The 23,078-nt window shown below is 60.5% G+C and carries 22 protein-coding genes; 14 read left to right on the plus strand and 8 right to left on the minus strand.

Annotated features, from left to right (window positions below):
- Nucleotides 1-164: 164 nt before the first annotated feature.
- The 4 genes from V8359_RS13595 (at nt 165) to V8359_RS13610 (ending at nt 3,641) form a co-directional block, all read left to right on the plus strand.
- A complete protein-coding gene (locus tag V8359_RS13595) occupies nt 165-1,280 on the plus strand; it encodes a porin (protein WP_336429527.1) in 1,116 nt (371 codons plus the stop codon).
- 87 nt (nt 1,281-1,367) lie between these two features.
- On the plus strand, nt 1,368-2,198 hold the full coding sequence (locus V8359_RS13600) for a sulfotransferase domain-containing protein (RefSeq protein WP_336429528.1): 831 nt from the start codon (nt 1,368-1,370) through the stop codon (nt 2,196-2,198).
- Nucleotides 2,195-3,064, plus strand: a complete 870-nt coding sequence (locus V8359_RS13605) for a sulfotransferase domain-containing protein (RefSeq protein WP_336429530.1) — start codon at nt 2,195-2,197, stop codon at nt 3,062-3,064. The genes V8359_RS13600 and V8359_RS13605 overlap by 4 nt, the downstream gene beginning before the upstream one ends.
- 61 nt (nt 3,065-3,125) lie before the next feature.
- Entirely contained in the window at nt 3,126-3,641 is a 516-nt protein-coding gene (locus V8359_RS13610; RefSeq protein ID WP_336429531.1) for a hypothetical protein, read from the plus strand.
- A gap of 33 nt (nt 3,642-3,674) precedes the next feature.
- On the opposite strand, the gene V8359_RS13615 is transcribed toward V8359_RS13610, so the two are convergent.
- From V8359_RS13615 to V8359_RS13640, 6 genes are all read right to left on the minus strand, one after another.
- The gene (locus V8359_RS13615) at nt 3,675-4,757 is read right to left on the minus strand and encodes a phosphotransferase family protein (protein ID WP_336429532.1); all 1,083 of its coding nucleotides are present in this window, start codon (nt 4,755-4,757) and stop codon (nt 3,675-3,677) included.
- Entirely contained in the window at nt 4,754-5,959 is a 1,206-nt protein-coding gene (locus tag V8359_RS13620; protein ID WP_336429534.1) for an acyl-CoA dehydrogenase family protein, read from the minus strand. The genes V8359_RS13615 and V8359_RS13620 overlap by 4 nt, the downstream gene beginning before the upstream one ends.
- 8 nt (nt 5,960-5,967) lie before the next feature.
- A complete protein-coding gene (locus tag V8359_RS13625) occupies nt 5,968-6,714 on the minus strand; it encodes an SDR family NAD(P)-dependent oxidoreductase (RefSeq protein ID WP_336429535.1) in 747 nt (248 codons plus the stop codon).
- A gap of 88 nt (nt 6,715-6,802) precedes the next feature.
- The gene (locus V8359_RS13630; RefSeq protein WP_336429537.1) at nt 6,803-6,958 is read right to left on the minus strand and encodes a hypothetical protein; all 156 of its coding nucleotides are present in this window, start codon (nt 6,956-6,958) and stop codon (nt 6,803-6,805) included.
- Nucleotides 6,959-7,245: 287 nt separating this feature from the next.
- Nucleotides 7,246-7,476: a hypothetical protein gene (locus tag V8359_RS13635; protein WP_336429538.1), complete on the minus strand. Its 231-nt coding sequence runs from the start codon at nt 7,474-7,476 to the stop codon at nt 7,246-7,248.
- A gap of 299 nt (nt 7,477-7,775) precedes the next feature.
- Nucleotides 7,776-8,513, minus strand: coding sequence for a PRC-barrel domain-containing protein (locus tag V8359_RS13640; RefSeq protein WP_336429539.1), 738 nt, complete (start codon nt 8,511-8,513; stop codon nt 7,776-7,778).
- 429 nt (nt 8,514-8,942) lie between these two features.
- On the opposite strand from V8359_RS13640, the gene V8359_RS13645 reads away from it, so the two are divergent.
- From V8359_RS13645 to V8359_RS13665, 5 genes are read left to right on the plus strand one after another with little or no spacing between them, the layout of a single operon-like run.
- Nucleotides 8,943-10,124, plus strand: a complete 1,182-nt coding sequence (locus tag V8359_RS13645; protein ID WP_336429540.1) for a thiolase family protein — start codon at nt 8,943-8,945, stop codon at nt 10,122-10,124.
- 43 nt (nt 10,125-10,167) lie between these two features.
- Complete coding sequence (gene phbB, locus V8359_RS13650; protein ID WP_336429541.1) at nt 10,168-10,899, plus strand: acetoacetyl-CoA reductase; 732 nt, start codon at nt 10,168-10,170, stop codon at nt 10,897-10,899.
- Nucleotides 10,900-10,937: 38 nt separating this feature from the next.
- Nucleotides 10,938-12,782, plus strand: a complete 1,845-nt coding sequence (locus V8359_RS13655) for a PHA/PHB synthase family protein (protein WP_336429542.1) — start codon at nt 10,938-10,940, stop codon at nt 12,780-12,782.
- Complete coding sequence (locus tag V8359_RS13660; protein WP_336429543.1) at nt 12,779-14,173, plus strand: bifunctional enoyl-CoA hydratase/phosphate acetyltransferase; 1,395 nt, start codon at nt 12,779-12,781, stop codon at nt 14,171-14,173. The genes V8359_RS13655 and V8359_RS13660 overlap by 4 nt, the downstream gene beginning before the upstream one ends.
- Before the next feature lie 12 nt (nt 14,174-14,185).
- Nucleotides 14,186-15,376, plus strand: a complete 1,191-nt coding sequence (locus V8359_RS13665; protein WP_336429545.1) for an acetate/propionate family kinase — start codon at nt 14,186-14,188, stop codon at nt 15,374-15,376.
- Between the two features lie 31 nt (nt 15,377-15,407).
- Here V8359_RS13665 and V8359_RS13670 read toward each other — a convergent pair whose 3' ends face one another.
- Nucleotides 15,408-15,623: a hypothetical protein gene (locus tag V8359_RS13670; protein WP_336429547.1), complete on the minus strand. Its 216-nt coding sequence runs from the start codon at nt 15,621-15,623 to the stop codon at nt 15,408-15,410.
- A 193-nt stretch (nt 15,624-15,816) separates the two neighbouring features.
- Here V8359_RS13670 and V8359_RS13675 point away from each other — a divergent pair, with 193 nt between their 5' ends.
- Nucleotides 15,817-16,278: a CBS domain-containing protein gene (locus V8359_RS13675; RefSeq protein ID WP_336429549.1), complete on the plus strand. Its 462-nt coding sequence runs from the start codon at nt 15,817-15,819 to the stop codon at nt 16,276-16,278.
- Here V8359_RS13675 and V8359_RS13680 read toward each other — a convergent pair.
- Complete coding sequence (locus tag V8359_RS13680; protein ID WP_336429550.1) at nt 16,262-17,011, minus strand: Crp/Fnr family transcriptional regulator; 750 nt, start codon at nt 17,009-17,011, stop codon at nt 16,262-16,264. The genes V8359_RS13675 and V8359_RS13680 overlap by 17 nt on opposite strands.
- Before the next feature lie 308 nt (nt 17,012-17,319).
- Here V8359_RS13680 and V8359_RS13685 point away from each other — a divergent pair, with 308 nt between their 5' ends.
- The 4 genes from V8359_RS13685 (at nt 17,320) to V8359_RS13700 (ending at nt 23,036) form a co-directional block, all read left to right on the plus strand.
- Nucleotides 17,320-17,787: a hypothetical protein gene (locus tag V8359_RS13685; protein ID WP_336429551.1), complete on the plus strand. Its 468-nt coding sequence runs from the start codon at nt 17,320-17,322 to the stop codon at nt 17,785-17,787.
- Nucleotides 17,788-18,168: 381 nt separating this feature from the next.
- Nucleotides 18,169-20,850 (plus strand): cation-translocating P-type ATPase, encoded by a 2,682-nt coding sequence (locus V8359_RS13690; protein WP_336429553.1) that lies wholly within the window; start codon nt 18,169-18,171, stop codon nt 20,848-20,850.
- A gap of 154 nt (nt 20,851-21,004) precedes the next feature.
- Nucleotides 21,005-21,598: an HPF/RaiA family ribosome-associated protein gene (locus V8359_RS13695; protein ID WP_336429554.1), complete on the plus strand. Its 594-nt coding sequence runs from the start codon at nt 21,005-21,007 to the stop codon at nt 21,596-21,598.
- 25 nt (nt 21,599-21,623) lie between these two features.
- Entirely contained in the window at nt 21,624-23,036 is a 1,413-nt protein-coding gene (locus tag V8359_RS13700) for a dihydrolipoyl dehydrogenase (RefSeq protein ID WP_336429555.1), read from the plus strand.
- Nucleotides 23,037-23,078 lie beyond the last annotated feature (42 nt).

Consider the following 23,078-nt stretch of genomic DNA (forward strand, 5'->3'; position numbering starts at 1 on the left):
GTTGCCACAATCCCGTGTGATCAAAACGTCACAACGAAGGCGACATGCTGGCAAAGCGGCGGGGCTTCGTTGACCTGAAACGGCAAATGGCGCATTCCATCTTCAAGCCGGTTCCTTCAGGGTCGGCGGAACATGAACACATTCCTGCTTAGGAGGGACACCTTATGAAAAAGCATCTGCTTAGCACCAGCGCCATCGCCCTCGGCGTCGCTGCTGCTGCGCCGGCTTCCGCTCAAGAGTGGAACCTGGACTGGGGCGGCTTTATGAGCCAGCACGTCGCATGGGTTGACGCATCGGGCACGGCTCTGCCGGCCGGTTCGGACTATGACGGCGTTGACACCCACAACAACTCCGAGATCATCTTCTCCCCGTCGATCACCCTCGACAACGGTCTGACATTTGGTGTGAACATCCAAATGGAAGGCAACAACAACGGTGGCGGTGCAACCGGTATCGACGAGTCGTACATGACGATCTCGGGCGACACTCTGGGCCGCATTGAAATCGGCAACGAGAACTCGGCTGGTTACAAATCGATGGTTGCCGCTCCTGGCGTGACCTCGATGTACATCAACTCGCCCTCGATCTCGACCTTCATGCCCAACACGGCAGCTGGTCTGGGCTTCGGCTTCCGCGGCGCGATGGCATCGGCTTACACCGAAGTTGGTCGTAACAACGACGTCAACCGCATCAGCTACTACACGCCTGACTTCAACGGCCTGACGCTTGGTATCTCCTATGCGTCGCGCGGTAACGTCAACGCGGGTAACACCTTCAGCGTCAACAAAAACGCTGTTCTGTCGGACATCTTCGACATCGGTGCATACTACAGCCAGACCTTCGGCACGACCAGCGTCACCATCGGTGCACGTTACGGCACGGGTGACACGCCCGTCGCAGGTTTCTCTGACCCCGAAATCTGGGCCATCGGCGCACAGGTCGGCTTCGCAGACTTCACAGTCGGCGGTCACTTCGCTCAGGACGACAACGGCGCACCGAACGGTGCTGGCGATCAGGAATCCTGGAGCTTCGGCGCGACATATGACGCCCCCGGCGCATGGTCGTTTGAAGCCCTGTACTTCCACGGCGAAAACGACAACGGTCTGCCCGCAGCCGGCACCAACGACTATGATGCATACCGCATCGGTGCCAGCCGTGACCTGGGCCCCGGCGTTGACTGGGACATCTACGCAATCCAAGCCGAAATCGACACCCCCGGTGTTGCAGGCACGGACGTGGAAGCCACGATCATCGGCACGGCCATCAACCTGAGCTTCTAATTCTCAGATTGATTTGCTAATAGGCGAGGGGGGCGAAAGCCTCCCTCGTTTTCTTTTGTCCAAGGCCAAGGGTGGATCTGCATCGCGATGAAGAAAAGCATCATCTGGCTGGCTTCCTACCCGAAATCGGGCAACACCTGGACGCGCATCTTTCTTGCCAACTATCTGATGAATTGGGAAAAACCTGTGCCGATCAATCAGGTCCACAGGTTTGGCATGGGCGATTCCATCCCGAAGATGTATCATATGGTCGCCGGGAAAGAGATTGATATCAATAACATGCACCTCACGCTGGGATTGCGTGACAGAGTGCTCAGAGGTGTGGTCGCTAACAATTCCGATGTGAATTTCGTCAAGACGCACAATCAGCGCGGATCGCTTTACGGGGTTGAGATGATCCCCGAGAAATACACCCGTTCGGCCATCTATATCATGCGCAACCCGCTCGACGTCGCGGTGTCCTATGCGCGCCACTATAATATCAGCTACGATCTCACCGCCGAGGCGTTCTGTCGAAGCGATACGCTGAACGGGCCTGATCCGTCGTCCGTGGTGCAATTCCTGGGCTCCTGGACGGATCACGTAAAAAGCTGGACCCGGTTTTCACAGTTCCACAAGGTGATCGTGCGCTATGAAGACCTTCTGGACGATCCCGAGACGCATTTTACCAAGATGCTCAAGCTTGTCGGAGTTCCCGTGGACCCTGACCGCCTGAAAAAGGCGATCAGGTTTTCGAGCTTCAAGGAGGTTGCGGCGCAAGAGGCAGAGTATGGTTTTGCCGAAAAGCCGGACTCGGCCGAAAAGTTCTTTAACTCCGGGCAGTCGGGGAAGTGGCGCGACAAGCTTCCCAAGAAGGTCGTGGATCAGATCGTCAAGGTGAACGGGCCCACGATGGAGAAATACGGATACCTGCCATGAGCAACCTCAAGCGTGTGATCTGGATCGCGTCTTATCCCAAATCGGGCAATACGTGGATGCGCAGCCTGTTGGCGCATTACTTTATGCCTGCGGGAAAAGCGCCTGATATCAATAACCTGCGTCAGTTCACCACGGCGGATGTGCGGCAGGATTTCTTTGATGCGGCCAATAACGGGCCGTATCAGGGTGAAAACCTTGAGGATTGGATGAAGGTGCGCGGCAAGGCGTTGCGCCTGATTGCGGGGTCGAAGCCGTCGCATCATTTCGTCAAGACACATTGCCAGCCGGTACAGATGTTCGGGGAACACGTGATTCCGCCTGAGGTGACAGCGGGGGCGATCTATGTCCTCCGTAATCCCTTTGACCTTGCTCCGTCATTCGCGCGGCACCAATCTTCGGATCTCGATACCGCGATCGAGCGTATGGCCAATCCTGAAACGGTGATGGGCACGCCCACGGGAATTTTCGACCTGTTGGGTCGGTGGGACGATCACGTCAGCCTGTGGACCGGGGCCGAGGGCCTCAAGAAACGGGTCATCCGCTATGAGGATCTTTTGGCGAAGCCCGCGCGCGAGATGCGGGCGCTTTTGGGGCATTACCTTGGGCAGGATGTGGATGCGCGCAAACTGGCCGCGGCCATCAAGGCGACGGAATTTTCCAAGATGCAGCGGCAGGAGAAGGAAAAGGGCTTTACCGAGCGACCCGAGGGTATGGAAAGCTTTTTTGCCAAGGGCAAATCCGGTGTCTGGCAGGACGATCTGACGCCCGCACAGGTCGGTCGCATTCGCGAAGCGTTCCTTCCCGCGCTTGAGACGTGGTATCCCGAGATGCTGGACATCACGCGAGAGTTTGCCGAACAGGGCTGAGATGTGATTGGCCTTGGGGCGTATGCGCGCTAGGGTTTGGTCCATGATACAGGAGCTATCCATGAAACGATTTTCGCTGTTGCTGGGCCTTGTGGTTCTGGCGGCCTGCACGGTGCGCACGCCTGTCATGTCCATGCGACTGGGCCCTGATCCGGTGGTGGCCGGTGGCACGTTTTCCTCTCCGGGGGGGGTGTCATTGGCGGCTGAAGTCATGGAAATTAACGGAAAAACAGGGATTTGCGGCGTCTGGGCCGAAAGTGAGAACCAATCCGTTCTGACCAAGAACCGATCGCAACGGGTTCTTGATCCGGCGTCGGTGATTCTTGGGAACGAGGCGCTTCTGACCGGGTTGCAATTCCTGCGCAAGGTGCCGCCGGCGCGCGATTATGGCGGTATGGAGGCCAATTGCGTGGTGGTGGAGCGGCCATGGCGCGCGGCGGATGCGCGCAAGCCAGTGCAACTCGTGGTTCCGCCGCAGATCATCTATCGCGATATCGACCTGTCGGGCGGTATCACGGTTCGCTTCCGTCCCGGCGGCCCTTCGGCGCATCCTGACGATCCGAAGCCATGGGACTGATCGGGGTCCGGGCGACCCAAGTGATCTGTGCGATCAGGGCGGAGTCTGTGCTGAACCATTGGTGATGTTGGCAGTCATGTGCGCGCGATTCTCTGCGATCTCCAGTGCGCGCAGGGCGAACCGCTCGGCCAGAGGGGCGAGGGCTGCGGCCTTGGGGTCTGCGGCGCTGCCCGCCTTGGCGCGATCCGAGATGCCCACGAAGATCACGGCGAAACGGTAGAGAGCGAAGGCCTTGTGAAAGAGCTTCAGCGGAGCAGAGCCGGGCCGTGCCGCCCTGTAACGCGCGACGAATTCATCCAGATTCGGAAGCTGCATCTCTTCAAGATCGACGCCAAGAAGTCCGCCGTATTCATCCGGGCCCGTGTGCCATGGCATCACGCAGAAACCCAGATCAGCCAGCGGGTGTCCAAGGGTGGACAGTTCCCAGTCAAGGATTGCGACGACCTTTGGTTTTGTCGGATGAAACAGCAGGTTCCCGATCCGGAAATCACCGTGGCAAAGCGCGTTGATGCCGTCGTCTGGAGGCTGATTCGTGACCAGCCAGCCGTGCAGCCGTTCAATCTGCGGGATCGGTCCCGAGGGGGAGGCACGGTATTGGCGGTCCCACCGGGCGATCTGACGCTCGAAATAATTGCCGGGACGACCGAAATCGCCAAGCCCGACCTCCTCGGGGCAGAGCGTGTGCATCGCGGCAAGGGTATCTGCCACCGCCATCCAGATCGGGCGGCGTTCACCGGGCGGCAAATCGGCCAGCGACGTGTCGGTAAAAACGCGCCCCTCGACACGCTCCATCAGGTAGAAGGGCGTGTCGAGCAGATCGGCATCACCGTGGTAGAGCACCGGGGCAGGCACGGGAACGTCCGTGTCGCAGAGCGCCTCGAGCACCCGGTATTCGCGGTCAATCGCGTGCGCCCCTTTCAGGATCGGACCGGTGGGTTGCTTGCGCAGAACAAGCCGCCGGTGACCCCAGTTCAGGAAATACGTCGGGTTGGACTGACCGCCCCCTATCCGCTCCAGCCGGAAGTGTCCGGTGTCGCAACCGAGGTGCCGGGTCAGGAACGGGCCAAGCGGCCCGGGGTCGAAATCCATGCTGCCTGTGGTCGCCGGGGCGGTCATGGCGCCGTGTCCCAGTGCCAAAAATCGGTTCCCTCATTTTCGAGATGGCGATTCAGGACCATCTTGTGCACCTCGTCGGCACCATCGACCAACCGGGCCTGACGGGCATAGCGGTAAATCCATTCCAGAGGCGTATCCTTGGAGTAGCCGCGCGCGCCGTTGATCTGAATGCCGACATCCGCCGCCTTGTGCAGCAGGTTCGCGACATGGATCTTGGCCATCGAGATTTCTTTCTGGGCAAAGCCACCGCGGTCGATCTCCCATGCGGCCTTGAGCACGAGAAGGCGGCCGACTTCGATCTGCATCGCCAGATCACCCAGCATCATCTGCACGCTTTCCCGATCGGCCAGTCGCACGCCAAAGCCTTCGCGCCGCGCGGCATACTCGGTTGCGATTTCAACGCAGCGTTTGGACAGGCCCAGCCACCGCATGCAATGCGTGAGCCGCGCGGGGCCCAACCGGGTCTGGGTTACTTTCAGGCCGCGACCTTCGCCGAGCAGCACGTTTTCGGCGGGAATACGCAGCCCGTCGAAACGCAATTCGCAATGGCCGCCATGTTCTTCCGGGCCCATGATGGGGATGCGGCGGGTGATCTGCCAACCCGGATCGTCGCGGTGAAACAGGAAGGCGGTGTGGCCGCGCCTGACGTCGTCGGAGGTACGTGCGACAAGCATGAAATGCGCAGCTTCACCGGCCCCGGTAATGAACCATTTGTTGCCGTTGACGATATAGTCATCACCGTCGCGTCGCGCCCATGTCTGCATCATGCCGGGGTCCGAGCCGCCGCCCGGATGCGGCTCGGTCATCGCGAAGGCCGACCGCGCCTCGCCTTGGGCGATCGGTGCGAGCCAACGCTTTTTCTGAGCGGGTGTTCCGAGTGTCTCAAGCACCATCATGTTGCCGTCATCCGGCGCTGCGGAGTTGAACACCACAGGCCCGAAAATCGAGCGGTTCATCGCCTCGTAGGCTACGGCCATGCCGACCTTGCTCAGCCCGGCTCCGTCGTTTTCGGGCGACAGTTGCAGACACCACAAGCCTTCGGCCCGGGCGCGTCCGCGCATCTCATCAAGGACATCCTGCGCGATGTTTTCATGCGCGTCATAGGCCGCCGGGTCAGATTCAAGCGGGATCAGGTGGGTCTCGACGAATGCCGCGATGCGGTCGCGATACGCGGCAATCTCGGGGGAGATGGTAAAATCCATGTGTGTGTTCACAATCCTGAAACAAGATGCCCGCCATCGACCGCCACGATTGACCCGGTCATGAAGGCAGAGGCATCGGAGGCCAGCAGAAGAAGGGGTGCATCGAGGTCGGTCAATTGCCCCAGACGCCGTTGCGGAATGCGACGGATCAGCGCCTTTCCGGCGTCGGTCGCAAAGAAGTCAGCGTTGATCGGGGTTTCGATATAGCCCGGGCAGAGCGCGTTGACGCGGATGCCGTGGCGTGCCCATTCCAGCGCCAGCGACTTGGTCAGTTGCGCAACGGCGGCCTTGGAGGCGGCATAGGCGGCAACACCGCCAGCCACCCGCAAACCGAGGATCGACGCGATGTTGACGATGGTGCCACCGCCGTTTTCCGTCATCCCGTTGGCGGCGGCCTGAGCGACTGCGAAAACGCCGCCGAGGTTGGTGTCGATCACCTGATCAAAGGCCTCTGTGTTCATCTTGAGCGCCGCGCCTTCGCCAGCGATTCCGGCGTTGTTGATCAGCACATCATAGGCCGGGCCCGCCTCAAACAGCGCCGCTATGCTCTTGGAACTGGTGACGTCGAGTGCGGCAGCTTTGGCCGTGAGACCCTTCTGGCGTAACTTTTCGGCTTCGGCCTCAACCCGGTCCAGCCGCCGGGCGGCCAGTGTGACCTCCGCGCCGGCCCCGGCAAGCAGCGCGGCAAAATGCAGGCCAAGGCCACTTGAGGCACCGGTGATCAACGCGCGCTTTCCGTCCAGTCTCAGTTCCATAGGCTTGCCCTCAGTTTCGTTTGTGGCGTCGTGCGGCGTTGTGCCGCTTGGGTGGCGCCGGAGATCGTCATGTTCTTTTCGCGATCCCTCAGCCGAATGAACCTGTCCGTATCGCGCGGGGATTGCCCTGAAGGGCCTCGGCGGTCTTGTCGGGAAGGTTTCTTATCTGTGCGCTTTTGACAAGGCCAAGCGGACCATTGGCAAGATGATAAGCGCGATCGGTCGCGCGGCGGAACGCCATCATGCCGTCAAGATCACGAAGCGCGTCGAGGTGTTCAGCGGGCTTGGGCAGGCGCGCGCAAGCCTTCGGGGCGCTTTATAAGATGAGGAGAAAGGCGAGAATGAATACGCGAGACCCGATCAGGTTTCGGGCCATCGAGACGGGGGACAGATGGGATAATGATCTTTGAACCGGCGCGCGAATGTGTGGGGGTCGGGTGTTGAAGGCGCCGCAGCCTTTTTTGACAAAGGCTGCGGCAACGCGGTTGTGAGGCCCGACGAGACTCGGACATCAAGTGCGCTTTTGGTGGGTCAATCGACCACAACCGGCGCCGTCGCCCACGGCAGGGCGATGACAAGCAGGCCGAACCAGACGAGCAAAAAGAGCAGCAGGACCAGCGCCGCGGCAGCTCCGGACGGTGCGTACCGCCAACCACCCCCACGACGATAGACCCAACGGTCATGCGTGTAGGGCCATGCCGGCCATGCGAAAACGGCGAAGAGCAGTAGCAAAATCATCAGCCAGAACCAGAATACTTCCATCGGAATTCTCCTTTCCTTTGTCTCGGATGCGCGGCACGAGCCATTCGGCTCCTCACTGACCAAGCGCCGCGTCAGCGTGCCTTTCGAGGTCAATGTCGCGGGGGCTGTCGGATATCAGGAGCCGTTGTTCGCACCTGTCAGGATCGACGCCGCCCGCACGCTCCGGGTTTTTGATCTCTCTCTCTCAGCTCAACCAAGAGAGAGCGGGTCCGGTTCCGGGGGCGGCTCAGGGCGGTGGTGTATCGCGCCACTGAGCCGGGTTAATGCCATTCACCGGCAAACCCCCGGAAGGGACGTGTTCAGTCGGAGCGGGATTGGAGCTGTTCGTAGTCGAAGTTTTCGATCGTATCCAACTCCTGTGCGGTATAGGGCATGTCGTAGCGTGGGCCGGTGGCCGGTGAAACACCCCTGTAATCATAGGGATAGGCGAAATACCCGCGCCGACCATAGGTTGCCGCATCCGTTACGAGAGCGCCGATCGCCCCATCCTCGATTATGATGTCAGCGATGTAGCCATAGCGAACACCATCGGACAGATGCGCGTAATCGCCGATCAGGTCGGTGGCCTTGAAGATGTTCGGGCCGGCGACAAGATCATCGTCCACAGGTTCGGTGGACTCGGTGTCGGCTTGGGTGATCACTTCTTCATCCATCCAGTCGTCATCGAAGACGTCATATTGGTCGATGGTTTCTTCGGTCACGGGCACCGTTGCCTGCGCGACCGTATCGCCCATTTCGACCTCTTCCCACGGGACGTAAACATGCGTGTCGCCGATGTCCCATACGCCGCCAACCTCAGTGATCAGGCCGAGAACCTCTCCTTCGTCACTGAAGATGACGTTCTCCACATCCCCGACCGTTTCACCGTTGGCGTCAATGACTTCGGTGACGTCAAACATGTTCTCCACGCTCCAGCCGCTCGTGTAGAGCGTGCTGTAATTCCAGCGCGCGAGGACCTCGACATTGTCCTGTGCAAGCAAAGGGCTTGCTGTGACAAGGGCCAGTGTGCTGGCCGCTAAGCGAGTGCAGTTCATCATGGCGTTAAATCCTTTCTGCGCTGTTTCAACTCATCTCTTGACCTTCGAAAGGTCACACCCCCAGTCATGCAGCTTGCGGCGTTCGGGTCGTTAACACGCGTTAATGCCTAGCGCCGGGGCGCATGATCCATGGGGCCAATCTGCTCCGCTGGCAGGTTCGAGGCCAAGATCGCGAAGGAGCATCCCGATCTGGAGGGCGGAAAAAATCGTTTTGTGACAGACGGAGAAATCAGCTTTTGGCGGAGGCCGTGAAAGACATCTTGTGGAGGTGACCAGCCACCGGGCCATGAACGCTCGCTGATTTTAACAAGCGTTAAAGTCAGCGACCACCTCGTCCTTTACGCTCCGGCGCGAATCCTTTGGTCGCGGTGCGCAGAATCAAAGCCTGTCTAGCTTCGGCAATCCCGCTTCGGAAACAAGGAGATGAACATGACCGATGTCTTGCTATGTCACCCCGTGCGCACGCCAATTGGCAAGTTTGGCGGCAGCCTCAAGGATAGTCCTGCCGCCGAACTCGGCGCTTGTGCAGCCAGTGCAACGCTGGAGCGTGCGGATCTTGCGCCCGACGGTGTGGGCGCTGTCGTTTTCGGGCATGTCATTCAGGCTGGTTCGGGAATGAACACCGCCCGTCAGGCGGGGCTTAATGGCGGATTGCCTGAGAGCGTGCCCGCGATGACCGTGAACCGGGTCTGCGGTTCGGGTGCCGAAGCCATTGCCGCCGCCGCGCGGCTTGTCCGGCTGGGTGAGGCCGATTGCGCAGTAGCGGGCGGCATGGAGAATATGGATCAGGGGCCTTATCTTCTGAATCGGGCGCGATGGGGGTACCGGATGGGGCCGGGGAGCGTGGATGATGCCACTCTGCGCGACGGTCTGAACGATGCCTTCTCGGGCAAGCACTCGGGATGGCATACGGAGGCTCTGGTTGCGGAGCGGCAGATTTCTCGAGAGGCGCAGGATGCGTGGGCCGCGCGCTCGCAACAGCGGTTTTCCGCCGCCGAAGCCGAAGGCCGGTTCGAGGATGAGATCACGCCTGTACCGGTCAAAGCAAAATCGGGTGAACAAGAGTTCCGCGCCGACGAGTCACATCGACCAGACGCGACCAAAGAAAAGCTATCCAGTCTGAAGCCGGTGTTTCGGGAGAATGGAACAATCACGGCAGGCAATGCTCCGGGCCTGAATAGTGCGGCGGCAGCGATGATCGTTGCGTCGCGAAAGTTTGCCGAGGTCAACGACCTCAAGCCATTCGCGCGGCTGGTTGCAACCGGGGTCGGTGCCGTGGAGCCTGGCATGTTCGGCCTCGGGCCGGTCCCGGCAGTTCAACAGGCACTGGATCGTGCGGATTGGGGCGTCGAGGATATCGAGCGCGCCGAAATCAATGAGGCCTTCGCCGCCATTGCCATCGCGCTGACCCGGGAAATCGGGTTGAGTGAAGATATCGTGAATGTGGAAGGCGGGGCGATTGCGCATGGCCATCCCATTGGGGCGACCGGAGCGATTCTGACAACGCGGCTGATGCATTCGATGGCACGCGATGGGCTGAAACGCGGTCTTGTCACGCTCTGCATCGGCGGCGGGCAGGGTATCGCGCTGCTGCTTGAGCGCGAAACCTGAAACCTGTCACCTAAGTATCATACAGACGTGAAAGGACAAATCTATGACGACGACCGAGAGAGCCGCCCTTGTCACCGGTGGTGTTCAGGGGCTGGGGGCCGCTGCGGCGCGGGCGCTAAAGGAGGCGGGTGCGCGTGTTGCCGTCACCCATCTGGGACAAAGCGAACGCGCCAAGGATTTCGGCGCCGAGACCGGCATGCCCGTCTTTGAATGGGACGTGAGCGATCACGATGCCTGTGTCCGCGGCATTGCCGAAGTCGTGGACGAGATCGGACCGATCGACATCCTTGTCAATAATGCCGGGGTCAATCGCGATGGTATGTTCCACAAGATGGACCTCGAGGATTGGGATGCGGTGCTGCGGGTCGATCTGGGATCGATGTTCAACGTCACGCGGCAGGTGATCGGTGGTATGCGCGACCGCGGGTTTGGCCGGATCATCAACATTTCCTCGGTGAATGCGGCGAAAGGGCAGGCGGGCCAGACCAATTATTGCGCCGCCAAGGCGGGGGTCGAGGGCTTTACCCGGGCTTTGGCGCACGAAAGCGCGCAGAAAGGTATTACGGTGAATGCCGTGGCACCCGGCTATGCCGATACGCCGATGGTTGACTCAGTGCCTGACAAGATCATCAAGAATATTCTGGAAGATGTGCCCATGTCGCGGCTTGCCGAACCGCAGGAGATCGGACGCTGTGTCCGGTTTCTTGCCTCGGACGATGCCGGTTTTATCACCGGTGCGACACTGCCTGTGAACGGTGGTCTGAACATGGGCTGACGCCTTACAGTGGATCGTTGAAATCTGAAGGGATCACAATGACAGAGACCCAACAAAATCATGACAAGGACGAAGAGCAAGACGCCGAGGCGCGCGCCGAGGAGCGTGGCGACCTTGGGGCCGAATTGCCCGAGATCGAATACACGTCACCGTTTGAAATGCCCGACCGCTACAGCACCAAGAGCCTTGATCGCGCCTTCAATGCCCATCTGGCGCGGTTCACACTCGGGGTGTCGCCCTATGGCCTTGCGTCGACATACTACAACTGGTGGGTGCATCTGATGGGTGCGCCGGGTAAGCAGGCCCAACTGGTCGAGAAGGCGGCACGCAAGTCGATGCAGCTTGGTCTTTATGCCGCAAAGGCGGCGCATGATCCCGATACCGAGCCTTGCATCGACCCGCTGCCGCATGATCACCGGTTCGAGGACGAAAGCTGGCAGCGTTGGCCCTATAACCTGATTTATCAAAATTTCCTGCTGACGCAGCAATGGTGGTACAATGCAGCCCGCGATATCGACGGAGTCCGTGACCATGATCAACGTGTTGTGTCCTTTGTGACGCGCCAGATGCTCGACCTTTTTTCACCCTCGAATTTCATCGCCACCAATCCCGAGGTCGCCACGACCACGAGGAAGGAGGGGGGCGCGAACCTTGTTCGTGGTGCGCAGAACTTCTTGGAAGACTGGGAGCGCACCGTGGCGGGCAAGCTGCCTGTCGGAACCGAGGATTATCTTCCGGGCCGCGATGTGGCGACCACGCCGGGCAAGGTTGTTTATCGCAATCGCTTGCTCGAGCTGATCCAGTACGCGCCTAAAACGGAAAAGGTACAGGCCGAGCCGATCCTGATCGTGCCGGCCTGGATCATGAAATACTATATCCTCGATCTCAGTCCGCATAATTCGTTGGTGAAATACCTTGTCGAACAGGGGTTTACCGTTTTCATGATTTCGTGGCGCAACCCGACGGCCGAGGATCGCGACAAGGGCATGACGGATTACTTCGCGGCGGTCGATGAGGCGATGGAGGCGGTCGGTGCGATCGTCCCCAAGGCCAAAATTCACGGGGTCGGATACTGTCTTGGCGGCACGCTGATGGCGGCGAAGGCGGCGCAAATGGCGCGCGATGGCGATGATCGACTGGCGTCGATGACGCTTTTTGCGACGCAGACAGATTTCGAGGATCCCGGTGAACTTCAGCTCTTTGTCACGGAAAGCGAGGTTTCGTTTCTTGAAAACATGATGTGGGACCAAGGGTATCTGGACACCAAGCAGATGGCGGGCGCTTTTCAACTTCTGCGCTCGGCTGATCTTATCTGGTCGCGCTATGTGCATGAATACCTGATGGGGAGCCGACAGGAAATGTTCGACCTGATGGCATGGAATGCCGATGCGACCCGGATGCCCTACAAGATGCACAGCGACTATTTGCGCCACATATTCTTGGGCAATGAGTTGGCGCAGGGGCAATATCGTCTGGGTGGCAAGCCGGTCGCGATCAGCGACATCGAGGTGCCGGTCTTCTGTGTTTCGACGACGTCCGACCATGTTGCGCCTTGGCGGTCGGTCTACAAGCTGCATCTGTTGGCCGACACCGATGTGACCTTCGTTCTGACCAATGGCGGCCATAATGCCGGCATCATCAGTGAGCCGGGCCATGAGGGCCGTGAGTTCAGCATCCATGAGACCGAGGCGAGCGATACCTATCTGTCGCCCGACGCATGGCAGAGCGCCGCCGAACGGCGCGAAGGGTCATGGTGGCCCGCGCTGACCGCATGGTTGACCAAGCGGTCCTCGGGCGAGACCGAACCGCCTACTATGGGCAAGAAAACAGGGCGCTACCGGCCGATCGAGGACGCGCCGGGCAGCTACGTGTTTCAGCGATGAGCCAGGACAAGACCATCCAAAACCGCCCGGTCGACAGGCTCAAGCCCGGTGAGCGCGCCGAACTCACGCGCGAGGTCGGAGATGGTGATCTGCGCCCCTTCGTCAGTTTCGCAGCGGATGTCACAGGGCATGGTGTGGACCGGGCGCTTGCCGCTGATCCCGGCTTTCGCGGTGCGCTGGCGCAAGGCGGTTTCGCCGTCTCGATGCTGGTGACGCTTATTGCCACCCGACTGCCGGGGCCGGGGATGCGGTTGAAAAGCATCTCGCTCGATTTCGACGAGGCCTTGGTCGAGGGTGATGTAGCGCTGGCCGAGGTGACAGTGGCGTCGGTCGATGAGGCGTCGGGCGCGGTTGCGCTCGACTGTCTTTGCCGGTGCGAGGCGGGGGGGACCATCGCGTCGGGCCGGATCGAGGTGACAGCCCCTTCGGAGCGCATTGACCGGCCTTTCGGGCAGGCGGTGGCGATGCAGCACGCCGCCCCCCCGCCGGACAGGTTGGAGCGGATCGAGGAGCTGGCGCGGGAGCGCGGGCCCATCCGCATGGCGGTTGTCTGTCCGGTGGATGTGCCGTCGCTCTGTGGTGCGCTTGATAGCGCGGCAGCGGGATTGATCGTGCCGGTGCTGATCGGGCCGGATGCGGATATCCGCCGGACCGCCGAGGAGGCCGGGGCAGATATTTCTGATGTGCAGATCATTGATGCCGCCGGGCCGGAAGAGGCCGCGGAGATTGCGGCGCAATTGGCCTCTGACGGCGACTGTGCCGCGCTGATGAAGGGCAAGCTTCACACCGATACCCTGCTGCGTGCCGTTCTTGGTATGCCGGGATTGCGGGGGCCGCGCCGGATGAGCCACGTCTTTGTCGAGGATGTGCCGGGCTATCCCCGGCTTTTGCTGGTGTCGGATGCGGCGGTGAATATCCATCCCGATGCCGATGCGCTGCGCGACATCGTGCAAAACGCGATCGGGCTTGCGCATGCGCTGGGCGTTGAGCGGCCCAAGGTGGCGCTGCTTTCGGCCGTCGAGACGGTGACCGAGGAGATCCCTTCGACCATCGCCGCACGGAAGGTGCGCGAAATGGCCGAACGGGGCGAGATCACAGGGGGCGACGTGGACGGGCCGTTGGCCATGGACAACGCTGTGTCCGAGCAGGCGGCGCGGATCAAGGGGATCACCTCAACCGTTGCCGGGCGGGCCGATATCCTGATCGCCCCGGACCTTGAGGCCGGAAACATCCTTGCCAAGGATCTTGACTATCTTGCAGGGGCCGAGGCCGCGGGCATCGCATTGGGTGCCAAAGTGCCGATCGCATTGACAAGCCGGGCCGACACCCCGCGGGAGCGGCGTGCCTCGGCGGCGCTTGCGGTGCTGATGTCGGAACGCAAAGACGACTGAAGGAAGCGGGCGATGGACAGAAATCTGATCGTGACGATGAATGCGGGTTCCTCAAGCTTGCGGTGCGCGGTGTTCGAACGCGGCAGCGACTCGCCCGATCCTTTGTTACGCCTCAGCCTTCGGGGTCTGCCAGAGGCGATGATATGGGAGCGTAAAGACGAGCGCAGCGGCGAGAGCCTTGAGGAAGAGCTCACCCCGCCCAAGGTGGACAGCGACGCGCAAGCGGTGGCGTTGGCCGAGATGAAGGACAGGCTTCTGGCCGAGGTGGCGTCGGAGCGGATCGCGGCGTTTTCGCACCGGGTGGTCCATGGCGGGCGCGATCACACTGCGCCGGTCATTGCGACCGAAGAGGTGATGACTGATCTAGATGCGTTGTCGCCGCTTGCGCCAAGCCATCAGCCCCACAACCTTGCCGTGATCCGAGACCTTTCAAGTGGGTTTCCCGGCATCCCGCAGGTGGCGTGTTTCGACACCTCTTTTCACCGCGATCTTGCGCAGGTGGACCGCGTCTTTGCCCTGCCGCGCGACCTGAGTGAAGAGGGGATCGTGCGCTATGGGTTTCACGGCCTGTCATATGACCATGTCGCCACAGCTCTCGATGATCTCGCACCTGAGCTATCGGGTGGGCGGGTTGTGGTTGCGCATCTTGGGCACGGCGTCAGCATGTGTGCCCTCAGGAACGGGATATCGGTGGCGACCACGATGGGGATGACGGCGCTTGACGGGCTTCCGATGGGGCGGCGGCCCGGCTCGCTTGATCCGGGTGTCGTGCTTTACCTGATCGAGGAGCGCGGAATGGCACCCGCCCAGGTGCGCGAGATGCTTTATGATCGCTGCGGGCTACTTGGCCTGTCCGGGATCAGCAGCGATATGAATGTCCTTATCCAAAGCGATGCGCCCGAAGCACGAGAGGCGGTGGAGTTCTTTGTCTATCGCTGCCAGCGCGAGATCGGCTCGCTCACTGCGGCGCTTGGCGGGATTGATGCGCTTGTCTTGACTGGCGGTCTTGGCGAACATGTGCCCGACATACGCGCCCGTATCTGCGGCGGCCTTGGCTGGCTTGGGGTGGAGATTGATCATGGAGCCAACGACGCGGGAGAAACCCGTATCTCGGCGCCGGAGGCACGGGTGCCGGTCTTCATGATCCCGACGGATGAGGAAAGCGTGCTGGCGCGTGACGCCGAGACAGTGCTCGAAGATTGAGAAACGCGGATTGCGGCGCGAATAAACGGGGTCAGAGACGGGTGACGATACGCCAAGCGGTCCGCAAGCGCCTGATGGTGGCGCTGGAAAGCCCGTAGTATTTGCCGATTTCGCTATCACTGAGCCCGTAGTCAACCATCGCCGAGAGCGACGCGCGCGGCATGTCTCCAAGCATCTCCGCGATACCGTCCTCCTCCTCATCGGGGATATGGTCCTCACTGTCGGGGGTTTTGTGGAATCGGGCCATTGGCTCCTCCGCGGCGGGATCAACGACCCCAATTCGCAGGTTTTGCGCGCCCATGCATTGACGCTTGTTAATGAATTTACGGTCTAAACATGGCACCTACCTTTCACAGATTTCTATCCGTTTTTCCGTTTTCCGCCAATGTCAGGGCCGATGAGGAAACGGGATGCGGTTTGACACCAAGAGGATGCACATCGTGAAAATCAGTGAAATCATGACCCGTGCCGTGATCCGGGCCACGCCCGGCACGACCATCCGTGAGGCGGCGGAGAAAATGCGATCATATGGCATTGGCACCCTGCCGATATTGGAGGGGCGCAGGAGGCTTGGCATCGTCACCGACCGGGATATCGTGATCCGTCTGCTGGCAGATCATGGTCCGGTTGCGAAGATGCCGGTGATCGAGGCGATGTCGCCGAAACCTGCATGTTGCTTTCCAGATCAGGATGTGGCCGAGGCGGCGGCGCTGATGGGGGACCTTCAGATCATGCGCCTTCTGGTGGTTGATCGGAACGATGACCTTGTCGGTATTCTTTCGGTCGGCGACATTGCCGAGAACGCCTCGGAAGAGTTGGCCGGGCAGGCGCTTGGCGAAATTTCCGAAAAACGCCGCTCGGCCTTACCGCCTATCGCGTCGCGGGTCAGCGCACAGAGATGATTTCACTTCGCAGTCGATCAAGATCGACCTCTGCGATGTGTGCCAGCGTCTCGACGTCGTGAATCCTGATATCCATGTGATCCATTGTCGAGATCACCCCGTTTCGATTGAGGCGCCTGAGCGTTCTACAGACATGGACGGAAGAGAGACCGACGAAATCGCCCAGATCCTTTTGCGTCATCGGCAGATGGTATTCTCGGTTCTTGCTTTGCCTGATCGCAGTCAGGCGAAGGCACAGTTCAATCAAGGCATACGCGATCCGCGATTCAGCCGTTCCTTTGCCAAGGCGCAGCATGCGTTCGGACATTCGCGACATCGAGGCGGCAATTGTCGTGGCCTCAAGCTTTCGTATGGTTGGATCGGTCGCTTCCAGTTTCGACCATTCCGCACGCGGCACAACTGCGAGCGACGCGCGCGAGAGTGTTTCGATCTGAATCCAGCTGCTGTGGCCGTCTGCCGATGTCGGATGCAGAATTTCGCCGGGCAGGATGACGTCGATGATTTGACGTTCGCCGTCGATCGTCGACTTGGACAAAGCCAGCCAACCCGACAGGACACAATACGTGGCGGTGTTTTCCTCTGCCTCGACCTTGAGGATTGTGCCCGCGCAATATTCGCGCTTTCGGGTTTGCAAGGCTTGGCGCATCTCGCAAGATGCGGTTGGAGAGGTCAAAAACTCCAACTCCGGAGATAAGACCCGTTCGCCTTTGTTCTCGGTTCCTTCGACGTGCATGAGTGGTCCCCTGATCAGTATGGAAGTGAGTGTCCTTCAGTCGTGCCAAGCAAAGAGGCATAGATCACAGAGCAACGTCGGCAGAGGCTTACCGTAAGCGCGCCACAGGCACGCACCACAAAACCACCTAACCCTAAACTCAGCATTCCCTGCCAAATGCAATGTGCCCGAACAACGCAAGCCGGCAGAACATTGTTCCGCATTTGCGCTGTGCTCACCCGAAGATTTACCCATGTTAATGCGGGGTCGGGTTTGGCCCTCCATCGTCGCGAATGGAGTTTCACGATTGGATGAAGGGGAGCGCATAGATGACCGCCAAGAAAACAGCCGATAAAGCGAAGAGCGACAAACAGAAGTCAGTGACCGGGGATATTATGGAGCAGGCGAAAGGCATGCTTGCTTTTAACCCGATGATGGGTCCGCAGGTCGAACAGTTCTGGAAGATGCAGGAGAATGTCCTGCAAGACGCCGAAGCCTTTTCTCGGGGTTGGTTCGAGCGCCGTCATGAAGCAGCTCAAAGTGCACTTGATGCCACGCGCGAAGTTGCTGGCAACGGTGCGGCAGAGCCCACATCCGCGCGGCGGGCCGTCACCGACTGGAACCGTCACTCTCTTGAGCGTATGACCGAGGATTTTCAGGAATGGATGAAGTTTTGCACCAAATGTGCCGGTCATCTTTCCAAGGCAGAATTGCAGGCCGGAGAACAAGAGATGGAAGAGGTCAAGAAGGCAACGGCGGCGGCGTCTGAAAAGTCCAAACACTCCACGCCGGTCTGATAATGGCTTTGGCAAATGCCAGTGCCATTAATAAAGCTTGGCGAGGGGCGTGGAAGTCTTGCCGCCATCGGCACGGCGTTCGACCCTAGATGCAAATATCCGGGAAAAGGACGTCAGGGGCCGGGGCGACCGTGACGAGATTTGGGTATCCCGTGACACTTCGCCTGCTGGGTCTGGCGCATTGTGGTGGACAGTATGAAGAGGCTCGCAAACCTTGCGCAGCAGCCCGGACATGGCGACGCAAAGGCCGTGAGAGTTGATCAACAAAAACCCATTGAACGCGCAAAAGCCCTGAAGACAGCCAATCTGCTGTTTCGGGGCGCTGCTGTGTTCGATGGAATTCGCAGTTCCATGTTTGGCGATTAGGGCAGGAGGGGTTGCATGCCGGAAGACACGAATAGCAAGGCTTTCGCCCGAACTGTCGAGGATGTGGTTGAGGAGCTTGAGGCCGATACGTCTTCGGGCCTGTCCGAGGATGAGGCGCAGCGGCGGCTGAAGTCTTCGGGGCCAAACAGGCTCAGGCGGAAGAAACGCAAAAGCCTCGCTTCGATACTCAAGCATCAATTCGAAAGCGTCATCATCTGGCTGCTGGCCTTCGCTGCCGTGATGTCCTTTGCCTTCGGCGATATCCCCGAGGGTATCGCGATTACCGTGGTGATCGTCATCAACGGTGCCATCGGTTTCTTTACCGAGCTTCGCGCGGCGCGGTCGATGGAAGCTTTGATGCGGATCGCCGAGGTGCGCACGCGGGTCCGGCGAGGCGGGTCCGAGCAGAAGATAGATGCCCCCAAGCTGGTGCCGGGGGATGTGGTGGTGCTTGACGCGGGCGACGTGGTGACCGCCGATCTGCGGCTGATCGAGGCGTCGAACCTTCAGGCCGACGAATCCGTTCTGACGGGCGAATCCGTTCCGGTGGACAAGAGCGTGGACCCCGTGGACGAGGATGCCGCCCTCGGCGATCGCAAAAGCATGGTCTTCAAGGGCAGCGCGATCACCCAAGGCGCGGGCGAGGGTGTGGTCGTCGAAACAGGCATGGATACCGAAATCGGCCGGATCAGCGACATGGCGCAAAGTGCCGAAGGCGAGGCGGCCCCGCTCGAACAGCGGCTTGATCAGCTTGGTCATCGTCTTGTGTGGCTGACATTGGTGCTTGCCGTGTTGACCATCGGTGCGGGCCTGCTGCACGGCAATGAGGTTACGATGATGGTGCAGACCGGTGTCGCGCTGGCCGTGGCGGCGGTGCCCGAGGGGCTTCCTGTGGTGGCCACGCTCAGCCTTGCTCGCGGTATGTGGCGGATGAGCCGGCGCAACGCGCTGATCACGCGCCTGTCGTCGGTCGAAACGCTGGGCGCGACCACGGTGATCCTGACCGACAAGACAGGCACTCTGACCGAAAACCGGATGACGGCGGCATGCTACTTTCTCAAGGATGCCGAGATCGAGGTTGAGGATGCCGGGGAACGCTTCGTAAGCGATGATGAACCGGTCGATCCGGACTCCGACGCGCGATTGGCGTGGGCGCTGCGTGTGGGGGCGCTGTGCAACAATGCAGAGATGGGCGATGAGGCCGATGATGACCACTCGGGTGATCCCATGGAAGTGGCGCTGCTTGCGGTGGCCAAAGCGGCGGGGATGGCGCGGGCCGATCTTCTGGATGACTATCCCGAAGAGCAGGAGCACAGCTTTGATCCCGACCTCAAGATGATGGCCACGGTTCATGAAGACGATGACGGGCATGTCTTTGCGGTCAAGGGCGCGCCCGAGGCGGTCCTAGAGGTTTGCGGGCAGGTGATGGGGCCGGATGGCCCAGAGGAGTTGGACGACGCAGCGCGTGAGGACTGGGTCGAGCGCAACGCGGCGGCGGCGCGCGGCGGTCTCCGGCTTTTGGCCTTTGCCATGAAGCGCGCAGACGCGAGTGCCGAGCCGTATGAGGATCTAATTCTGCTGGGCCTTGTCGGCCTGCGCGACCCGATCCGTGATGAAGTGACGGAGGCCATCTCGGACAGCCGCGCGGCCGGCGTGCGCGTTGTCATGCTGACTGGGGATCATGCCGATACCGCACGGGCCATCGCCGAGAAAGCCGGTCTTAGCGATGGAGAGCTTAGCGTTGTCGAGGGGCGCGGCGTTGAAGGGATAGACCCTGAAACCGCAGACGAGGATCAGCGTCAGCGCATGCTTGACGCGGATGTCTTTGCACGGGTCGCGCCCGAAACCAAATTGACGCTTGTTTCGATCCATCAGGAGGCGGGCCAGGTGGTGGCCATGACCGGTGATGGTGTGAACGATGCCCCCGCCCTCAAGAAGGCCGATATCGGCGTTGCCATGGGGCAGCGCGGGACACAGGTCGCGCAGGAGGCCGCGCATATGGTGCTGCGCGACGATGCGTTTTCGACGATCATCGCGGCCATGCGGCAGGGCCGGGTGATTTTCGGCAATATCCGCAAGTTCGTCATCTATCTGATGTCCAGCAATGTGGGTGAGATTTTGGCAGTTGGCTTTGCCGTCGGAGTCGGGTTACCGGTGCCGCTTCTGCCACTCCAGATCCTGTTTCTTAACCTTGTCACCGGAGTGTTTCCCGCCTTCGCGCTTGGCTTCGGTCGCGGGGACGAGAACATCATGAAACGTCCGCCACGCGACCCGGAGGAATCCATCGTCAATCGTCAGGGCTGGATCCTCATGGCCGTGCTGGGCCTGTCGATTGCGGTGGCGACACTTGGCGCATTCGTGCTCGGGCTCAGGTGGCTCGGTCTCGGGACGGACGCGGCGGTTACCGTGGCGTTCCTGACACTGTCGCTGTCGCAGCTTTGGAACGTGTTCAACGTGCGTGACAGTGATGTGGGGATCTTGCGGAACGATGTGACGCGCAACCCCTATGTCTGGGGCGCGATCCTGTTGTGCCTTGGCCTTATCTCGATCGCCCTGTGGTATCCGCCTCTGGCAACGCTTCTGCGTCTCGACGTGCCGGGGCCGAGGGGACTTGGGCTTGCCGCCTGCGCAAGTCTGGTGCCGTTTGTCCTTGGCCAGTTGTGGATTCTGGTTGTCCGGTTTCGGTCAAAGGCTTGAGGAAGGTGCGCGCGGTCGCTTCCACGCCGGGCGACAGGGCGAAAAGAAGGCCACAGTTTAACCGGCGTTAAGGCGTGGCCGATGCCTTGGGGTCACGCTGGGTCGCGACACGCTGACCGGCTCAAGGCATTCATTCGAACAAAGAAGGACGCTCATGCAGACACCCCTAGAACTTGCATTCAAGGACATTGAACCTTCGGAGGACATCAAGGCGCTTGTGGCCGAAAAGGTGGCGCATCTTGAAACTTTCTTTGATGGTATCACGAGTTGCCACGTCTATATCCGCGCCCCGCATCAAAGCCAGCGCAAGGGTAACCTTTATGAGGTGACCATAGAATTGCGTGTGCCGGGCGATGAGCTTGTGGTGCGGCGCGATCAGGATGACACGGCAGAACATCAGCATCTCAAGGTTGCGGTGCGTGATGCCTTCGCGGCGATGGCCCAAGAATTGAAACGCTGGAAGGCGCAGATCAAGGGGGATGTGAAAACCCATGGCGGGCCGCTTCAGGGCAAGGTCGTCGAAATCCATCATGACGAAGGTTACGGACAAATCATCGCGACCGATCATCGGCTGATCTATTTTCACAAGAACAGCGTGGTTGACGGCAATTTTGAAGACTTGCAGCCGCGCGATACGGTTGAGTTGGTCGTGAAGACCGGCGAAAGCGAGATCGGACCGCAGGCCAGCACCGTGCGCCCGATCAGTTCGCTTCAGTACGATCCGCACCCCAAGCGGAGTGGACAATGAGACAGGTAATACAGGAGGACCGATAATGAAGGTCGACACGGTTATTGTCGGGTCGGGCAGTGCCGGGCTCTCGGCCCTGCGCGAAGTGCGCCGTTACACCGAAGATTTCCTGCTGATCAATGACGGCCATTGGGGCACAACCTGTGCGGCGGTGGGCTGTATGCCGTCGAAGGCATTGATCGAAGCGGCCAATGCGTTTCACAGGCGACTCGACCTGAACGAATTCGGGATCAGCGGCGCGGACGGATTGCGCGCTGATATTCCCGCCGTTCTGAGACGGGTGCGCAAGATGCGCGACGATTTCGTGAAAGGGCCCAAATCCATGCCGGACAAGCTTGGAGATAGGGCGATCTCGGGTCGTGCCCGGCTTTTGGGCCCTGATCGGATCGAGGTGAATGGTGACGAGATAGAGGCGCGGGCCATCATCCTTGCCCCCGGCAGCAGCCCGGTGGTGCCGGGGCCGTGGGAGAAATTTGGCGACCGCATCCTGACCACCGACACCCTGTTCGAGCAGACCGATCTGCCGCCCCGCGTCGCGGTGGTTGGCATGGGCGCAATCGGTGTCGAGATGGCACAGGCGCTGGCGCGGCTGGGGCTGAATGTGGCCGGGTTCGATGCGGCCGACGAAGTGGCGGGCATCGACGACGCGCGCGTTCTAAATGCGTTCCGGCCACAGATCGAAGCGGAGATGACGCTGGCACTGGGTGCGCCTGCGGACCTGGAAGAGGCGGGTGCCTCCATCAGGGTAACGGGACACAGCAGCAGTTTTGATGCCGATGTGGTGCTGGCGGCAATGGGACGGCGCCCGAATGTCGATGATCTGGGGCTTGAGACGCTTGGTGTGGCGCTGGATGACGCCGGGCTACCCGAGGTGAATCCGGTGACGCTTCGTATCGGGGATCTGCCGGTCTTTTTGGCGGGCGATGCCAATGGCTACAGGCCGCTTCTGCATGAGGCGGCGGATGGTGGGCATATCGCCGCGCGTATGGCGGCGCCAGAGGCGCCCGAGGGTGGTCTGTGTCGCCGCACCCCGCTGACAATCGTGTTTTCCGCGCCGCAGGTGGCGCGGGTCGGTCTGCCGCTTTCGGACATGGGTGATCATGACGTCGTATCGGGCTGTGTCGATTTCTCGACGCAGGGCCGCGCCCGCATGGCGCAAACCGCTGCGGGGGTTCTGCGTGTTCACGCCGACCGTGAAACCGGGCGATTGCTCGGGGCGGAAATGTGCGTGCCGAGTGCGGAACATCTATCCCATCTGCTCGCCCTTGCGATCGAACAGGAAATGACGGTGGACGATATCCTCGCCATGCCGTTCTATCACCCCGTGCTTGAAGAGGGGCTGCGCAGCGCGCTCAGGGATCTGGCCAAGCAGGTGCCTGCGAAGGGCGGGTCCGACCTGTCGCGCTGCAAGGAGCTTGGCCATGACGCGCTTGAGTGATCGGCGGGTGTGGTCAGGCTGCATCGTTGCGTTGCTGAGAGT

This window comes from Roseovarius sp. E0-M6, from assembly GCF_037083845.1.
Lineage (GTDB): Bacteria > Pseudomonadota > Alphaproteobacteria > Rhodobacterales > Rhodobacteraceae > Roseovarius.

Excerpts from the sequence above, each read along its gene's own strand:
- V8359_RS13595 (WP_336429527.1), top strand. The coding sequence starts at position 165 with ATGAAAAAGCATCTGCTTAGCACCAGCGCCATCGCCCTCGGCGTCGCT.
- V8359_RS13600 (WP_336429528.1), top strand. The coding sequence starts at position 1,368 with ATGAAGAAAAGCATCATCTGGCTGGCTTCCTACCCGAAATCGGGCAAC.
- V8359_RS13605 (WP_336429530.1), top strand. The coding sequence starts at position 2,195 with ATGAGCAACCTCAAGCGTGTGATCTGGATCGCGTCTTATCCCAAATCG.
- V8359_RS13610 (WP_336429531.1), top strand. The coding sequence starts at position 3,126 with ATGAAACGATTTTCGCTGTTGCTGGGCCTTGTGGTTCTGGCGGCCTGC.
- V8359_RS13615 (WP_336429532.1), bottom strand. The coding sequence starts at position 4,757 with ATGACCGCCCCGGCGACCACAGGCAGCATGGATTTCGACCCCGGGCCG.
- V8359_RS13620 (WP_336429534.1), bottom strand. The coding sequence starts at position 5,959 with ATGGATTTTACCATCTCCCCCGAGATTGCCGCGTATCGCGACCGCATC.
- V8359_RS13625 (WP_336429535.1), bottom strand. The coding sequence starts at position 6,714 with ATGGAACTGAGACTGGACGGAAAGCGCGCGTTGATCACCGGTGCCTCA.
- V8359_RS13630 (WP_336429537.1), bottom strand. The coding sequence starts at position 6,958 with ATGATGGCGTTCCGCCGCGCGACCGATCGCGCTTATCATCTTGCCAAT.
- V8359_RS13635 (WP_336429538.1), bottom strand. The coding sequence starts at position 7,476 with ATGGAAGTATTCTGGTTCTGGCTGATGATTTTGCTACTGCTCTTCGCC.
- V8359_RS13640 (WP_336429539.1), bottom strand. The coding sequence starts at position 8,513 with ATGATGAACTGCACTCGCTTAGCGGCCAGCACACTGGCCCTTGTCACA.
- V8359_RS13645 (WP_336429540.1), top strand. The coding sequence starts at position 8,943 with ATGACCGATGTCTTGCTATGTCACCCCGTGCGCACGCCAATTGGCAAG.
- phbB (WP_336429541.1), top strand. The coding sequence starts at position 10,168 with ATGACGACGACCGAGAGAGCCGCCCTTGTCACCGGTGGTGTTCAGGGG.
- V8359_RS13655 (WP_336429542.1), top strand. The coding sequence starts at position 10,938 with ATGACAGAGACCCAACAAAATCATGACAAGGACGAAGAGCAAGACGCC.
- V8359_RS13660 (WP_336429543.1), top strand. The coding sequence starts at position 12,779 with ATGAGCCAGGACAAGACCATCCAAAACCGCCCGGTCGACAGGCTCAAG.
- V8359_RS13665 (WP_336429545.1), top strand. The coding sequence starts at position 14,186 with ATGGACAGAAATCTGATCGTGACGATGAATGCGGGTTCCTCAAGCTTG.
- V8359_RS13670 (WP_336429547.1), bottom strand. The coding sequence starts at position 15,623 with ATGGCCCGATTCCACAAAACCCCCGACAGTGAGGACCATATCCCCGAT.
- V8359_RS13680 (WP_336429550.1), bottom strand. The coding sequence starts at position 17,011 with ATGCACGTCGAAGGAACCGAGAACAAAGGCGAACGGGTCTTATCTCCG.
- V8359_RS13685 (WP_336429551.1), top strand. The coding sequence starts at position 17,320 with ATGACCGCCAAGAAAACAGCCGATAAAGCGAAGAGCGACAAACAGAAG.
- V8359_RS13690 (WP_336429553.1), top strand. The coding sequence starts at position 18,169 with ATGCCGGAAGACACGAATAGCAAGGCTTTCGCCCGAACTGTCGAGGAT.
- V8359_RS13695 (WP_336429554.1), top strand. The coding sequence starts at position 21,005 with ATGCAGACACCCCTAGAACTTGCATTCAAGGACATTGAACCTTCGGAG.
- V8359_RS13700 (WP_336429555.1), top strand. The coding sequence starts at position 21,624 with ATGAAGGTCGACACGGTTATTGTCGGGTCGGGCAGTGCCGGGCTCTCG.